15 protein-coding genes are annotated in these 16,431 nt (G+C 29.0%); all 15 read left to right on the forward strand.

What is annotated here, in order from left to right; genetic code table 11:
* Positions 1-10 precede the first annotated feature (10 nt).
* The 15 genes from EG57_RS0220750 to EG57_RS0220815 all read left to right on the forward strand — a co-directional run bounded on the left by EG57_RS0220750 (position 11) and on the right by EG57_RS0220815 (position 16,375).
* On the forward strand, positions 11-1,963 hold the full coding sequence (locus EG57_RS0220750; RefSeq protein ID WP_032079004.1) for a DNA polymerase: 1,953 nt from the start codon (positions 11-13) through the stop codon (positions 1,961-1,963).
* Between the two features lie 46 nt (positions 1,964-2,009).
* Positions 2,010-4,424, forward strand: coding sequence for a virulence-associated E family protein (locus EG57_RS0220755; protein WP_032079005.1), 2,415 nt, complete (start codon positions 2,010-2,012; stop codon positions 4,422-4,424).
* Between the two features lie 279 nt (positions 4,425-4,703).
* The gene (locus EG57_RS27115) at positions 4,704-4,898 is read left to right on the forward strand and encodes a hypothetical protein (protein WP_242859896.1); all 195 of its coding nucleotides are present in this window, start codon (positions 4,704-4,706) and stop codon (positions 4,896-4,898) included.
* Between the two features lie 48 nt (positions 4,899-4,946).
* On the forward strand, positions 4,947-5,168 hold the full coding sequence (locus EG57_RS27120; RefSeq protein ID WP_242859897.1) for a hypothetical protein: 222 nt from the start codon (positions 4,947-4,949) through the stop codon (positions 5,166-5,168).
* 239 nt (positions 5,169-5,407) lie between these two features.
* Entirely contained in the window at positions 5,408-6,211 is an 804-nt protein-coding gene (locus EG57_RS0220765; RefSeq protein ID WP_032079006.1) for a hypothetical protein, read from the forward strand.
* Positions 6,212-6,738: 527 nt separating this feature from the next.
* The gene (locus EG57_RS0220770; protein ID WP_032079007.1) at positions 6,739-7,218 is read left to right on the forward strand and encodes a hypothetical protein; all 480 of its coding nucleotides are present in this window, start codon (positions 6,739-6,741) and stop codon (positions 7,216-7,218) included.
* A gap of 266 nt (positions 7,219-7,484) precedes the next feature.
* Positions 7,485-7,754, forward strand: a complete 270-nt coding sequence (locus EG57_RS0220775; RefSeq protein WP_032079008.1) for a hypothetical protein — start codon at positions 7,485-7,487, stop codon at positions 7,752-7,754.
* 211 nt (positions 7,755-7,965) lie between these two features.
* Positions 7,966-8,787, forward strand: coding sequence for an FtsX-like permease family protein (locus EG57_RS0220780; protein WP_032079009.1), 822 nt, complete (start codon positions 7,966-7,968; stop codon positions 8,785-8,787).
* 261 nt (positions 8,788-9,048) lie between these two features.
* Positions 9,049-9,552, forward strand: coding sequence for an HTH domain-containing protein (locus tag EG57_RS0220785; protein ID WP_032079010.1), 504 nt, complete (start codon positions 9,049-9,051; stop codon positions 9,550-9,552).
* A gap of 412 nt (positions 9,553-9,964) precedes the next feature.
* Positions 9,965-10,516, forward strand: coding sequence for a CD3072 family TudS-related putative desulfidase (locus EG57_RS0220790; protein ID WP_032079011.1), 552 nt, complete (start codon positions 9,965-9,967; stop codon positions 10,514-10,516).
* 364 nt (positions 10,517-10,880) lie between these two features.
* Complete coding sequence (locus EG57_RS0220795) at positions 10,881-12,014, forward strand: Fic family protein (RefSeq protein ID WP_032079012.1); 1,134 nt, start codon at positions 10,881-10,883, stop codon at positions 12,012-12,014.
* A 476-nt stretch (positions 12,015-12,490) separates the two neighbouring features.
* The gene (locus EG57_RS0220800; protein WP_032079013.1) at positions 12,491-13,489 is read left to right on the forward strand and encodes a M28 family peptidase; all 999 of its coding nucleotides are present in this window, start codon (positions 12,491-12,493) and stop codon (positions 13,487-13,489) included.
* A gap of 287 nt (positions 13,490-13,776) precedes the next feature.
* The gene (locus EG57_RS0220805; RefSeq protein WP_032079014.1) at positions 13,777-14,487 is read left to right on the forward strand and encodes an MBL fold metallo-hydrolase; all 711 of its coding nucleotides are present in this window, start codon (positions 13,777-13,779) and stop codon (positions 14,485-14,487) included.
* A gap of 63 nt (positions 14,488-14,550) precedes the next feature.
* Positions 14,551-15,078, forward strand: a complete 528-nt coding sequence (locus EG57_RS0220810) for an NUDIX hydrolase (RefSeq protein WP_032079015.1) — start codon at positions 14,551-14,553, stop codon at positions 15,076-15,078.
* 493 nt (positions 15,079-15,571) lie between these two features.
* On the forward strand, positions 15,572-16,375 hold the full coding sequence (locus tag EG57_RS0220815) for a sugar phosphate isomerase/epimerase family protein (RefSeq protein WP_032079016.1): 804 nt from the start codon (positions 15,572-15,574) through the stop codon (positions 16,373-16,375).
* The last annotated feature ends 56 nt before the right edge of the window (positions 16,376-16,431 follow it).

Raw genomic sequence — 16,431 nt, forward strand, 5'->3', positions numbered from 1 at the left:
AGATGATTATTTGCTGGCCATTGATATAGAAACCTATTCAAGTGTTGACATCACAAAATCTGGAGTTTATGCATATACGGAGGCAGAAGATTTTGAAATATTATTATTTGCCTATGCTTATGATGATGAAGAAATAAATATTATAGATTTAGCTTTTGGTGAAAAGTTACCACAAAGTATAATAGAAGATTTAACTAGTCCAGAGCTTATAAAAACAGCTTTTAATGCTAACTTTGAAAGAACCTGTCTAGCAAAATATTTAAATAAACCTATGCCGCCGGAGCAGTGGAGATGCAGCGCTGTTCATGCATTAACTTTAGGCTTTGGAGCAAGTCTTGAAGGAGCTGCTAAAGGTTTAAATTTGCAGCAGCAGAAAATGAATGAAGGAAAGGCTCTTATAAGGTACTTTTCTATGCCCTGTAAACCTACTAAGGTGAATGGTGGAAGAAGGCGGAATTTACCTCAGAATGATATAGAAAAATGGAAGGTATTTAAAATTTATTGTAAGCAGGATGTGGAAGTTGAAAGAGCTGTAAGAAAGAAGTTAGAAAAGTATCCAGTAACAAAAAAGGAATGGGAACTTTGGGCTTTGGATCAAAAAATAAATGATAGTGGAGTTAGGATAGATAAAGTATTGGTGCATAATGCCATAGAATGCGATAAAACCTGTCAAAGTAAAAAAAAAGAAGAAGCTGCAGCTTTAACAGGTCTTGAAAATCCTAATAGTCAGGTGCAGTTAAAAGCATGGCTTGAAACTAAGGGGGTAAAAGCTGAAAGTTTATCAAAGGAAAAGGTAAAAGAATTATTAAAAGAAGTAGAAGATAGCAAGGTTAAAAGAGTGCTTAAGCTTAGGCAGGAGCTGTCTAAGACTTCAGTAAAAAAATATGAAGCTATAGAAAGAGCTGTGTGCAAAGATGAAAGAGTAAGGGGACTTTTGAAATTTTATGGAGCAAATCGAACTGGCAGATGGTCAGGAAAATTAGTTCAGGCTCAAAATTTGCCAAGAAACACTATGGACAATTTAGAAGCTGCACGTATGCTTCTTAAATCAGGAAATTATGAAATGCTGGAGGTTTTATTTTATAGTGTGCCGGAGGTTTTATCTCAGCTTATAAGAACAGCCTTTATTCCAGCTTTTAATTCAAGATTTATAGTATCAGACTTTAGTGCCATTGAAGCTAGAGTCATAGCTTGGCTTGCAGGAGAAAAATGGGTTATAGATACTTTTAAAGGCAGTGGAAAAGTTTATGAAATGGCAGCAAGCAGGATGTTTGGGGTGCCAATTGAAAAGATAGTTAAAGGTAATATGGAATACTCATTAAGGCAGAAAGGAAAAGTGGCAACCCTTGCTTGTGGTTATCAAGGAAGTACAGGTGCGCTTATAGCAATGGGAGCTGTAAAGATGGGATTGAAGGAAGAGGAACTTCCAGGCATTGTTGCAGCTTGGAGAAAATCAAATTCTAACATAGTAAAGCTGTGGAGAAAAATTGAGGATGCAGCAATAAAAGCAGTAACAGAAAAGAAAGTAGTGAAAATGCAGTATGGACTTGAGTTTTTTGGAAGTGAAGAGTTTTTATTTATCAAGCTTCCTTCAGGGAGAAGTCTTTCTTATGTAAGACCTAGAATTGAAAAGGATTTTAGGTTCAATAAACTAAAACTTACTTATGAAGGAATAGAGCAGGGAACTAAAGCCTGGGGAAGACTTAACACTTATGGAGGAAAACTTACAGAAAATATAGTTCAAGCAATTGCCAGAGATTGTCTAGCTTATGCAATGCTCAGGCTGGATAAGGCAGGTTATAAAATAGTGTTTCATGTTCATGATGAAGTTATATTAGATGTGCCAAATGGATTTGGTTCTTTAAAGGAAGTAAATGAAATCATGGGTAAACCTATTGAATGGGCAAAAGGACTTCCATTAAAAGCTGATGGTTTTGAAACTGATTATTATAAGAAGGATTAACCAGACATTCAGGTTTCTTCTACGAGAATTTTGGAGGTGGAGCACATTGAAAAATGATGGTGTTATTACAATTGCGGTAGGTAGAAATCGTAAGGAATTAAAGTGGAAAAATAAAGAGATGAAGTGGTCCGAATTTTTAGATAAGGTAAGTAAAACCGTAAGAACACCAGAAACTTATGAACAATACAATAAGCTGCCTAAAAATGAGCAGGATGATATAAAAGATGTGGGTGGTTTTGTTGGTGGAGCTTTAAGATCTAGCAGGAGAAAAGGTGATGCTGTTTTAAACAGAAGTATTCTTACTTTAGATGTTGATTATGGACAAGAAGGCTTATGGGATACTATAGAAATGCTATTTAATTTTGGATGTTGTATGTATACAACCCATAAACACAGTAAAGATAAACCAAGATTCAGATTACTTATTCCATTAAGCAGGACTGTAACTTCTGAAGAATATGGAGCAGTGGCAAGGAAAGTTGCAGAGGATATAGGAATTGACTATTTTGATGATACAACTTATGAACCTTCAAGACTTATGTATTGGCCATCCACATCACAAGATGGAGAATTTATTTTTAAATATCAAGATGAAGCATGGTTAAATCCTGATTATATTTTAAGTAGATATGAAAATTGGCAGGAGGTTTCTTTGTGGCCTGAGTCTTCAAGAAGCATAAAAATTAGAGAAAAGTCAGCAGATAAACAAGGAAATCCAAGGGAGAAAGATGGAATTGTAGGTGCATTTTGCAGAACTTATTCTGTAGTGGATGTCATTGAAAAGTTTCTAAGTGATATATATGTACCCTGTGATGATAAAAATAGATATACCTATGGAAAGGGTTCAACAAGTGGAGGCTTAGTTATTTATGAAAAGGGTGATTTTGCTTATTCACATCATGGAACAGACCCGGTATCAGGTAAACTTTGCAATGCCTTTGATTTAGTAAGAATTCATAAGTTTGGACATTTAGATGAAGATGTTAAAGAAGGAACACCAGCCGGAAAGCTGCCTTCTTATGAAGCTATGATGGATTTTAGTAGAAAGGATGAAGAAGTAAAGAGCACCATTGGAGAAGAAAGGTTAAAAGCAGCAAAAGAAGATTTTACAGACATGGAAGCTTTAGAACATATGGACACAGAATGGTTGAAGCTTCTTGAGGTTGATAAAAGAGGTTTTTATAGACCAACCATAGATAATTTAGTTTTAATTCTTGAAAATGATCCATATTTAAAAGAAAAAATAGCTTTAAATGAGTTTTCACACAGAACAATGATAAGAGGGAATCTTCCCTGGCATAAGTTAAATAATACAGAAGAGGGTGATCCCTGGAAAGATAGTGATGATGCTGCATTAAGGTATTACAGTGAAAAAATATATGGAATAACTTCACCTACAAAAATAGATGATGCACTTTTAATTGTGGAAGAAAAAAATAAATATCATCCAATAAGGGATTATCTTAAAGAAACTGTATGGGATGGGACAAGGAGGGTTGAGACCTTGTTTATTGATTATCTTGGTGCAGAGGATAGTTCTTATACAAGAACAGTGACAAGAAAAGCTGTGGCTGCAGCAGTTGCCCGTGTGTTTGTACCTGGAATAAAGTTTGATTATATGCTTGTTTTAGTTGGCAGACAGGGAATAGGAAAAAGTCATATTATAAGCTTGCTGGGTAAAAATTGGTATTCAGATTCTTTTCATACAGTGCAGGGAAAGGAAGCTTATGAACAGCTTCAAGATGCATGGATTATTGAAATGGCAGAGCTTTCTGCTACTAAAAGAGCAGAAACGGAAGCTGTAAAACATTTTATATCTAAAAGAGAGGATATTTACAGAGTTGCATATGGTAAGCGTGTAACAAAATTTCCAAGGCAATGTGTATTTTTTGGAACTACTAATGATAATGATTTTTTAAGAGATAAGACAGGAAATAGACGTTATTGGCCTGTGCTTGTAGGAATAAATAAAATTAATAAAAATTTATGGAAAGAAATGAATCAATATGAAATAGATCAAATATGGGCAGAAGCTTTGAAGCTTTGGGAGGATGGGGAGGATTTATTCCTTGCACCCGATATAGAAAAAGAAGCTGTTAAGGTTCAAGCACAGCATACAGAAGAAAGTTCTAAGGAAGGCTTAATTAGAGAATATCTTAATAGGAGGCTACCTGAAAACTGGAAAGATCTCGATATTGGAGCACGCAGACTTTTTATCCATGGTACTGATTTTGGAGAAGCTAAAGAAGGTACTATTCAAAGGGATAAGGTATGTGCTATGGAAATATGGGTAGAGCTTTTTCAAGCAGATCCAAAACAGATGACACCTGTTCAAGCAAGAGAAATTAATGATATTTTAAGAAAAATTGAAGGATGGAAACCTTATTGTAAAGGAACAGGAAAACTTAAATTTGGAAAAACCTACGGATTGCAAAGAGCATTTATAAAAACGTATCCTTAAAGAAAAATATAGTATCCATAAAATGCAGCATGGATACGGTTAAGGATACGCCTGAAAGCTAGTAAATACAGGGAATTTGGGCTTATTGGTATCCTATATATCCTTATTATTATTATATAGAGATATGTGAAATATAGAAATAGGTATATACCTTATATTTATATAGGGGTAAGGGTAATAGAGAAGGAGTTTTATGGATATGTGGATACCATTTGGTAGAGGGGTCTATATTTTAAAAGTTGCTTCACAATATGAAAAGTATGTGAAGGAGTGATTGAATTGAAGGTTATTAAAGAACAAAGAAATAGAGGCTATATAATAACTGTTTTGATAGGAACTCATGGGCAAAATAGTTATTGGACATCACCACCTATATATGGTGTAGATAATCACCATTATAATTTTGAAAAAGAATATTTAGTTGGTAGATATCCAATGATTAATACAAAAGAAAAAGCTGAAACATTTTCATGATTATATAAAAATCTGTGGATTGAAGTAACTCCATATCAATTAGAACTAATGAAGCACTGTATAGGATTAGACTACAAGAAAAAACCATATAGAAATTATTTTTGTACTTGTCCAGGTGATAAAGATTGGAATGAACTTGTGGACAAAGGATTGGCGATTAAGAGTAAAAAAGAACCTAATAATGGTTGCATATACTTTTGGTTAAGTAGACAAGGCGTTGAATATGTATTAGAAAAGTCTGTAGGAGAGAAAGTTTATAATGAACTTTAATTCGTAAAGTGAAATAAATACGATGTAAATGCTGAAGAAAGAAATACGAACGATGGTCTTTGAAAATGGAATAATGCAGTGTTAAAAATTCCTATCTTTCTATATAGTAATGAAAATGTATAGATGTTATGGTATAATTTTCATGTTAATTAAATCGCAGTTGTAAAATATTTTTTAACAAAGTTAACTCGATTATTTCATTTATAAAGGTATTTAATAAAGACTATGGTGGTGATTAATTGATAAACTTAAGAGAGATTAGAATTTCTATATTATACTTTTTTTATACTGCAATGATGGTACTAGTAATATTTTTTGTAAGAAAATATCACTTACTAACTGGAGATATAAGGAACATAAGTGTTGGTGATATAATTCTTGTCATTATCGTTACCTTTATCATATTAGCTATAATTCCATGTATAGCAGTCTCTATTTATCATATAGTTAAGGCAGTAAGATATGATAAGGTTTATTATAAAGAAAAGCATTATGGTGAATGGCATTATTCAAGAGGTGAATGGACAAGTTTTATTAATAATAATTATAAAGTAAATACTAGGATTGAAGTTAAGTCTTTTAAAAAAGCCGCAGTATATTTTAGTGTTGTTGTATTTATTGCTTTTTTGCTATATTTTTTAACAAACATTAAAGATACAAAGCGTATTGTAGTTTATATATTAATTGCAGTTGCAAGTTTTCTTATATATTTTATACCAGTAATGATTAGAAATAAAATAAGTATGATTGACCATATATTATTCACAAACCGCAACGTTATCTTGATGGGAGGCACTATTATTATAAACGGAGAGATTTTCAATTTAGATATTCCATTAAAAAAAGAATTGATGAAAAAGCAAATAAGGAATGGCAATATTGAAATTGAATATGCAGTTCCTGCTAGATATTCAGATAAATACTCTAATAAACGGTATTTGAATGTGAAGGATATAAAGAGACTAATAATACCAATACCTCCTGATAAATATGAGGAAGCGAAAAAATACATTAAGGCACCACTTCCCATTCAGAATAGATGATAGAGAATAGCTAAGTTGAGTTTTTGAATAAATTAGAGAAAATATCCATGAAAAGTTGATTTGCTATATTCTTATTTAACGAAATAATTGAAAAAGCGAATAATTTTTATGAACACTGCATTATTCAATTTTGAATTTTGCGGTGTTTTTGCGTCGCATAACAAATATAAAGTGTACTTATTGTAAATTTTAAATTTTCTTCCCATTAATTAGTAGAGCCTAAAAGAAATTATATTATTGAGGTTTGTTTATTAAAGTTAAGAAAGCTTTGGGCAAATTTATTAGCTGCAGTAATGGAGTATTCCTCCAGGGTCACATCCGATAAGATTGTCCAAAGCAAAAATAATAATTGGTTAAAAGACAATCCTTTTGTATTAAAGCCATTACTTTAAAAAAGCAGTAGCTGGATGTGGTATAAATTATAGAAAGGCTATTAAGTGAGAAAATGCTTAAATAATTTATGAGTAATTTGAAAAAACTGTGAAAGTTGCGTTAAAAAATAAAGTTAGAGATTGGGGGATGAGAGTGTGGAAACTAGAGAATATGTGGAGTATCTTTTGAAAAATTATAATGAAATATTGAAAGATATAGATCAATTAAAGTTTGAGTACAAAGCATTTAAGGATTTAGAATCAGAGGAAGTTATAGAAGTTCTTAATTTTTCATCAGCAAGTGGTGATAGAGTTATAACAAGTAATATTTCAGATAAAACCTGTAAGATAGCTTTAGTATATAATGAGGTTGCAAAGAGAATGAATAAGGAAAGCAGACAAGAAATTTATAAGATGATGAAGGCTGCAGAGTTTGAGATTACAAGATTGAATTATTGTATAGAAAGATTAGAACCGAAGATTAGAGAAGTTATAAAGAAAATATTTATGGAAAAGCTTTCATGGAGTAATGTATGTCAAAAATGTTCAATTAGTGAAAAAACTTTAAATAAGTATAAAAATAGAGGTATTGATGAGATTACATCTATGTTTAATTTGAGTAGGTTGGTAAGTTAATTAGTAATGGACAATGGAAAAGTAATAAAATATAAGAGAAACAATCTAAACTAAAAATTTGATAGTTCACAGTAACATACCACATAGTTATACTATGGTTAAGGGTTTTAAGACAAGACAACCAATATGTAAATAAGATTGATTTTATTTACATAACTACTAGAATTATGATTCATAAATTATTTATAATAATAATATATGGTATTAAACAATCGTTTTAAATTGTAAGCTGTAAATTGGAATATATAGGAGGTACAATTAAAAAAGTGATAGGTAGATGGGATCAAAAACAAACAGATGAGAAAGTGCTGTATATACTTAGCAGTATTTGTTCTATAAGCATAATAATATTGGTATGTATGCAGATTTTAGGTGTTTGGAAAACTGCAATAAATGTATTTGAGCCACTGTTGGGTGTGTTAATGGTAATTCAGACCATTCAGAATTGGAAGAAAAATAAATCGGTTGCTAAAATTAGTTTATGTGCTGCGATAATTATTTTTGGATTTTCAATTTTTGTATTTGTAATAAGATAAAGTCAATTACCACAAGCTTGGCTGATCGTGAACTTGTTACAAATTATCTTTTTGATAAAAACATAGAAATAGTTTTGTCGAGTCCATATAAAAGAACTATAGATATTGTTAAACATTTTGCTGATAAACATAATATCGTTATAAAAGTTAAAGATTACAGTTGATTAAATCAAATGTTAGGATAAGGCGGAAAAAGAGGTATTAATAATTTATGAAGATTAGTAATTTAAATTTATTTTTAATAAATGCTTTAAAAAGTATTAGAAGAAATGCTAATAATAGTGTTTCTTCCATTGTCACAGTTACCTTAACATTATTTATTTTAGAATTATTCTTATTATTCATGTTAAATGTTAAAGCAGGAATGATTGGAATATATTCTGAGTTTGAAGTGCAGGTAACTTTAAAAGATAATATAAAAGCTGAAGAACAGCAAAAAATATATAATAAAATAAAGAAGATAAATGGTGCAATTGATATTACTCTTGAAAATAATTTTACTACATCAGTATCATATATAATTAAAGCAAATGGACCAGATGATATACCAAAAATAATTTCTCAAATTAATGGATTACAAGGTATAAATAAAATTAAAGGTGGACAAAGTGTTCCAAGAAGAATTTTAGCACTTTCTAAAATAGGTGAATTGGTAGGAGCAATACTTCTTATTATGTTTATAGTAGTATCATTTTTCTTAATTAAAAATACAATAAAGATTGCTATATACCCAAGACGTAGTGAGATTGGTATAATGCAGTATATTGGTGCAACAGATTGGTTTATAAGATGGTCATTTATTCTTGAAGAAGTGATAAATGGATTTTTAGGTTCAATTTTAGCAGTAATAATAATTTATTTATTATACAGTTATATATATAAACAAGTAAATCCATATTTATCAACAATGTTTATTATCTCTATAAATCCTTATTTTATACTTACCATAATGTCATGGAGCTTCATTCTTATTGGAATAATTATAAGTGCTATGGGAACTATTTTTGTCATGAGAGAGTTCTTAATAGATTAAAAAACACAATGTAGATTTAAAATAAAGTTTTAATTAAGCATATTTCAAATATATAAACTTAATATTTAAATTTGTCCATTTTTATTAAAATTTTCTAATAATACACTTATTAGTTGTAAATACAATATAAATGTATAAATATAAATATATAGATGTTATTTTAAATAAATTAGAGGATAAGGAAGACAAAGATAATAAATTTTAGTTTTTCTTTTATCTATGAACAATTGTAATATATTATGAAAGTTAAGGTGAAAATATATGGATATTGAAATTATAAGACAAAGTGTAAGTAAGAATCTAAATCAAATTGATGATATTATTAGGAAAGATATACAGAATCTAATGAAAAACTATAAAATTGAACTAAAATCTTTGAGCAAAATAACTGGAATAGATGACATATTGTTAAAAGAGTTTATGGATGGAAAAAATATTTTCTTCGACTTTTTTATAAATTTAAAGAATTTTAATGAGAATAATAATTCAAATACCTCAAACCCTACATATTTATTAAATATAATTCCTATGTTATCTGATGGGGTATTGATGATAAGTGAAGATGACAGAATTAAAGGAGTAATAGATATACTAATAGGTGAGTTTGAAATTAAATATGAAACTTTAGCGATATGTGCAAAACTTAAATTAGAGGATGTTCAAAATTTTATGAACGACACCAATTCTATTTCCATTGAGAAAAAATATAAGTTAGCAGTAGCAAGTTTATTTTTGCATTACCTATTTAAAAGATTACCTAATTAATTTACAATATTTATATTTGACACAACAACTGAAAAAACGAACAATTTTCAAAAACACTGCATTATTCAAAGTTGAATTATGTGGTGTTTTTGCGATAGCTAAAAATCATCCTTTACTATTAACTCTTCATTATTAATTCTTAACTTGTGAAGCTTTGCTTTGCATTATGAAATTTATGCGATGTAAGTGCTGAAAATGGAACTACGAACGATGATTTTTGAAAATCGAATAATGTGGTGTTAGGATTTATGCAATTTTTGAAAAATCAATAAAAATATAGAATGTTTTTTGTGAAATTAATAAAAAATATAGAATATTGTGGTATAATTTTCTTATTAATTAAACCTCAATTATGTTGACTTATTTTATAAGATCAGAGAAATCTAGCGTATGAAGAAAGGAATGAAGTATTATGTTTAATGATAAGAGAGGCAAAAAAGTTGTTCTTGTTGCACATTGTGTATTAAATCAAAATGCTAAAATAGATCAATGTGCTCATTATCTTGGTGCTATTAAGGAGGTAGCAGAGATTTTGATAAATAATGGAGTTGGTATAATACAGATGCCTTGTCCTGAAATGCTTTATTTAGGACTCGATAGAGAAGTAGATAAATCAACAAAGCCTACTGTTGAGTCAGAGGATTCTCGAGTATTTGAACGTATGTCTGAAGATAACTCACAAGCATTATGCAAAAAAATTGCTAATAATATTGTTTATCAGATTAAAGAATACCAAAAACATAACTTTGAAGTAATTGGACTTATAGGGATTAATGGTTCTCCTACCTGTGGTATAGAAACAGCATGGGCAGAAGGCATAGAAACTAATGAAAATGGAGTGTTTATCAAACTATTAAAGGATGAATTATGTAAAAATAATATTTCTATTAATATGGTAGGCATAAAAGCTTATAATCTTGAGTTAGCAGTTAAATCCGTTAAGGAAATGCTAGATAGTTTCTAAAACTTCTTAATTTAGTGATACAACTGAAAAAAAGACAATCCTTGTGTATTAAAGCCATTACTTTAAAAAAGCAGCAGCTGAATGTGGTATAAATTATAGAAAGGCTATTAAGTGAGAAAATGCTTAAATAATTTATGAGTAATTTGAAAAAACTTTAAACAAGTATAAAAATAAAGGTATTGATGAAATTACAGCTATGTTTAATTTGAGTAGACTGGTGAGTTAATTACCAGTCTTTTAATAAATACTGTTTTAAAAAGATGAAATTTAAATTTTACAACAAAAAAGGTTTATTTTTGTTGCAAATATTATAATATATATAGTATATAATAAAAATCAAGAAATTTATATTGGAGTGGAGAATATGGCAAAAGCATATGAGCCTTTCAAATCACCCATAGATAATTTAATTAACATTAATGAATTTATTAATGAATTATTAGAAGCAAACAAATTAGTTGGAGTATATCAGGTGTTATTAAATAGATCTAAAATAGATCCAGAATTGTTATTAACACCTATAACATTACAAGAAGCAATACAATCAACTAAAATAGAAGGAACTCAGGTTACTTTAGATGACATGCTTGAATATGGAGCTGATGAAAATAAAAAAACAAATGATATTCAAGAAGTATTAAATTATTCTGAAGCCTTAAGAGTTGGTGAAGGTTTGATAGGAAGAATACCTATATCAACAAGATTAATTAGGGAAATGCATGAAATATTATTATCTGGTGATGTAAGAGGAAAAAATAGAAATCCTGGTGAATTTAGAAGAATTCGAAATTTTATAGGACCAGAAGGATGTACAATTCAAACTGCTTCGTATATACCACCAGAACCACAGCTTGTTCCTGAATATATGAGTAATTTAGAAAAATACATAAATGAACCTAAGGACAATTTACATGATTTAATAAGAATAGCAATTATCCATGCTCAATTTGAAACTATACATCCATTTTTAGATGGTAATGGAAGAATAGGAAGAATACTTATACCATTATATTTATTTGATAAGGGTGTTATTGATTCACCAAATTTCTTTATAAGTGAAAGCTTAGAAAAAGATAAGTTTAAGTATTATAAGTTGTTAAATGATATAAGAATTGAAGTTTGTAATGAGGATGATAAATGCAAAATGTTAGCATCACAAAGATGGAATACATGGATAAAGTTTTTCATAACTGCTATTATAAATCAAGCAAATCAAAATATAAAATTAATTGAGAAGATAGATGAATTATATAATATAACTATAGATGAGAGCAGAAAAATAATAAATTCAAACAAATTAATAGATATAGTTAATGTAATGTTTAAACTACCTATATTTAATAAGAAAAGGATATTAGAAATGGTTGATATACCAAGTAGTACGTTAGGAGTGTATTTGAATAAGTTAGAAGAAAAGCAAATTATTTATTCAGATGGCAAGAGCAGAAATAAAAAATATTATTTCTATGATTTAATAAATATTTTAAGGCAGCAATAGTATAAATAATTCAACTTTCAGAGGTTAAAAATATTACGATGCAACCTTATAAATATTAGTCCTTTTAAACATATGTTTTGACAATTGATCAGAATATCATTTATCAGTAAGAAATGCTTCCTTAATTGTATTTCAGTAGAAAAAATATATAACTTAGCTTTCGTAGTTTGAAAAAATGCGACGTAAATGCTGAAAATTGAAATACGAACGATGATCTTTGAAAATGGAATAATGCAGTGTTAAAGACACCTATACTTTTTATATAACCGTGAAAATACATGAAAAAATGGGGTACAATTTTTATATCTATTAAATCACAATCATAAATTATTATGTAATAACTTTAACTTTAGTATGAAACAGCTTTTAAGCAAAGGTATTAGTTTTATTTATAAAGAATATTCTTCAGGATTTTTGAATAGCTATAGTGATAGTAATAAAGAATTATAGTCATGAACTATTTAGGAGGATTTACCATGAAACTCATATTAAAATTAGGTACTATTATAGCTATATCTTTGGCTTTTTCATCCTGCTCTTATGGGGTATCTAAGCAAAATACTAAAGAAGAAACTAAAAGTAACGAACAATTAGTTCAAGTTCAAGCTCCTGTAAAGATTCCAACTATTGAAGAAACAGTTAATACTTTGTGTTCAGATGAATTTGAAGGTAGGTTAGTTGTCTCAAAGGGAAATGAGAAGGCTGGAGAATATATTAGTAAGACTTTTAAAGATATTGGGTTAACTTCATTATTTGGAGACAGCTATTATGAACCCTATGCACAAGAAGTATATAAAAAATATGGTGTAATTGATAAAAATGATAAATCAGAAAATAAAGGAGTTCATAATGTTATAGGAGTTATAAAAGGTAAGGATAGTAAAGATGCAGTATTTATATCAGCGCATTTTGATCATGTAGGATACGAAGATGGAAAGATTATTAGAGGAGCATTAGACGATGCTTCTGGTATGTCAGCCTTAATTAAAATAGCTCACACATTAAAGGAATATTCCAAAGAGAAACCATTTGATATGGATATAGTTCTGTGTGCTTTTAATGGAGAAGAAGAAGCTTTATCAGGAAGTAGAGCCTTTGTTAACGACATTAAATCGAAATCTGTGTACAGTAACATGTATAATATCAACATAGATTGTATAGGTGGTAAAAAAGGAGGAACTAATCTTGCTTTAAAGGATAAAAGTAAAATATCTGGTAAGCTATATAATTCTATAAAAGTTACTTTGAAAAAAGACAATATTGGATTTGGTGATACTGCGGTAAAAGGTTCGGGTGATCACATGAGTTTTCAAAGAGCAAGTATACCTAATGTTTTTATTGTACAAGAAGGTATAGAAAAATTAGTTCATAAACCTACAGATACACCAGATATTTTAGATTATGGGCAAATATACAGGATTGCAAATGCTATAAGTGATTTTGTTGAAGCAAATAATGGTGTTATTTTTAATTAGAGTAGATAATAAGCAGAATCATTTAAAAATCATAATATGAGAAGAGATGTATTTTTCATATTTAGCGTAACAACTGAAAAAACGAACAATTTATCTAAACACTGCATTATTAAAACTTGGATTTTGCGATGTTTTTGAGTCACATTTCAAAGATAAAGTGTAGCTATTGAGAATTTAAGATGGATACACTTTATTTTTTATTGCAATAAAGTAAAGTTTGATATTTGTAAGTATGTTATAATTTACTAAAAAATAAATAGTAATTTGCTTAAAAAGGAGAAAATAAAATGACTGAACTAATAACGTTACAATTATTGTTTAAAAGGGGAGAAATGAAATTTTATATTTATCCAGTTGTAATTAAAAATAATGATGATTTAATTTTAATTGACACAGGATTTCCTATGTTTTTGCCAATAATAGAAAAAGCTTTTGAGAAAAAAGGGTTAGATATCAGAAAGCTTCAACAAGTTATTTTAACTCACCATGACCATGACCATATGGGAGCAGTAAAGGAAATTGTAAAAAAATATCCTTCTGTAAAAGTGAAGTGTTCTGCAGAGCAAATTCCATATGTTCTAGGAAAAAAGAAATCACTTAGGTTAGAACAGGCAGAAAAATTGGGGGCAGATGCTGGATTTATACAAATGATAAAAAGTATAGAATATTTGGATTCTGCTTTAGAAGTAAGAGATAATGAAATTATCTGTAATGGAGTAAAAGTTATTGAAACATCAGGGCATATGCCAGGACACATCTCTATTTATATTGAATCAATGAAAACCTTAATAAGTGGAGATATGTTAGTTTTAGAAGATGGTGTATTATGTATTGCTGATGAACAATTTGTGTTAGATAAAGTGGCAGAAATAAATTCACTAAAGAAAATTCTTAATCTGGATATTGAAAAAATTATATGTTTCCATGGTGGAGAGTACAAAAGCAATAATTTAAAAGAAGATTTGAAAAAAATTATTGCAAAGGGGTATAAAAGCTAAGCAATAAATTCAAATTTAAGGTTTAGAATTATAAATAGTAAATTTGTGGGTGGACTGTATTATATGGAAATGATCGATATTTATGATGAACTAGGTCAAAAATGTGGTAAGATCGAGGAAAAGTACGAGTCTCATAAAAAAGGACTTATTCATAAAGGTGTCTGTGTATGGATTGTTAATTCTAATGATGAGATACTACTACAAACCCGAAATAGTCAAGTTATGTTCCCAAATATGATGGATATTTCATTTTCAGGGCATATCCAAGCCGGTGAAACATCTTTAGAAGCAGCTATACGAGAGGGAAAAGAAGAACTTGGTATTGATTTAGAAATAGATAAACTCCAGTATCTCTTTTCGTGTCGAGAGTATGGTGAGGTTGATGGATATATTGAAAATGAAATAGATGATGTGTTTCTTTATAGAAAGGATATTCTTTTAGAGGATTACTCTTTCTACGATAATGAAGTAAAAGAGGTATCATATGTTTCACTTGATAATTTCAAAATAATGGTAGAAACACATTCTACTATGCTTATGCCTTACAAAACACATTATATTTTTTTACTAACAGCCTTAGGTAGGAGGTAAATTTAGTCTATTACAAGGATTTGATTTCGTATTTACTATGACAAATTCCAATTTAAGGCTGAATAATGTAAATATCAATTTATGTTTGTATTAATGAATTAAAGAAAAACGCAAAAGTAATAATTGGTTAAAAATCAATCTGTGTTTATTAAAGGAATTACTTTAATAAAGCAACAGCTGAATGTGGTATAAATTACAGAAAAGCTATTAACTTGAGAGAAGAAGCGCTTATAAAGTTGAGAAAATACTTAAATAATTTATGAGTAATTTGAAAATAAAGCGACGTAACTATTGAATACGAAAATACGAACGATGGCCTTTGAAAATTGAATAATACAGTGTGAAGAAGTAAATGATTTGTATTTATTGGAAACATAATCAGCTTTTATTTATAAAAGTTATGATATAATTGCTATTAATAAAACCAAAATAGTAAATTATTGTTCATTTACATTTGGTTATTTGAAAAAGCATATTTTTAGGGGAGATAAAAATGAAAATTGGTATTAATGTTTCATTTAAAGAACTTCATTTAATTAAGGATATATTTAAGGAATATAATATTCAACATATACAAATTGCATTACCAGCAAATATTGATATGATTAGTGATGATATATGCAATATGATAAGTAAATATAAAATTGAAAACCCGGGTATTGAAATTAGTATTCATGCTTATCCGTTCAACTTTGCTGAATCAGTTGAAGTGGTAAGGAATACATGGATAGAACTAGCCCATAAAACTATTGATTTCGCTAATAACATAGAAGCAGTCTTTGTAAATTTTCATTGTGGTTATGGCATTGACGCTGGAAAACGAAAACAGCATGATGAAGTTGTAAGAAAATTAATACCAGTGTTATATAAAATTACAGACTTAGGGGTGCGTAACAATATAGAAATTCACATAGAAAACTTATATTCAGAACAAAGGAATAGTGATTTTTGTAAAATTGGAGATAGATTAAGTGATTTTCAAAAAATATTTGAAAGCATTGACTCCTCAATGTTAAAGCTTTGCTATGATTATGGACATGGAAATTTAGATGAGAATGGCATTGACATACTTCGTAATTTTTACTATAGGCTAGGAAGTATACACGCACATGACAATGACCAACTAACTGATATCCACTGGCCAATTGGAAATGCAGACTTGGGCTCAATTAAATGGGATGAAGAAATTAAATTTTTAAATAGCTTTAATTATAAAGGTGCTTTTATCTTGGAAGGCTACCAAAATGATAAGTTGGAATCTTTAAAGTATCTGAAAAAACTAAATTTAATGAAGTAAGGTTTAGTTGGCAACTTTCATATTTAGTGTAACAATTGAAAAAACGAACAATTTAT

This window comes from Clostridium drakei (assembly GCF_000633595.2).
In the GTDB taxonomy this organism is placed as follows: Bacteria; Bacillota; Clostridia; order Clostridiales; family Clostridiaceae; genus Clostridium_AM; species Clostridium_AM drakei.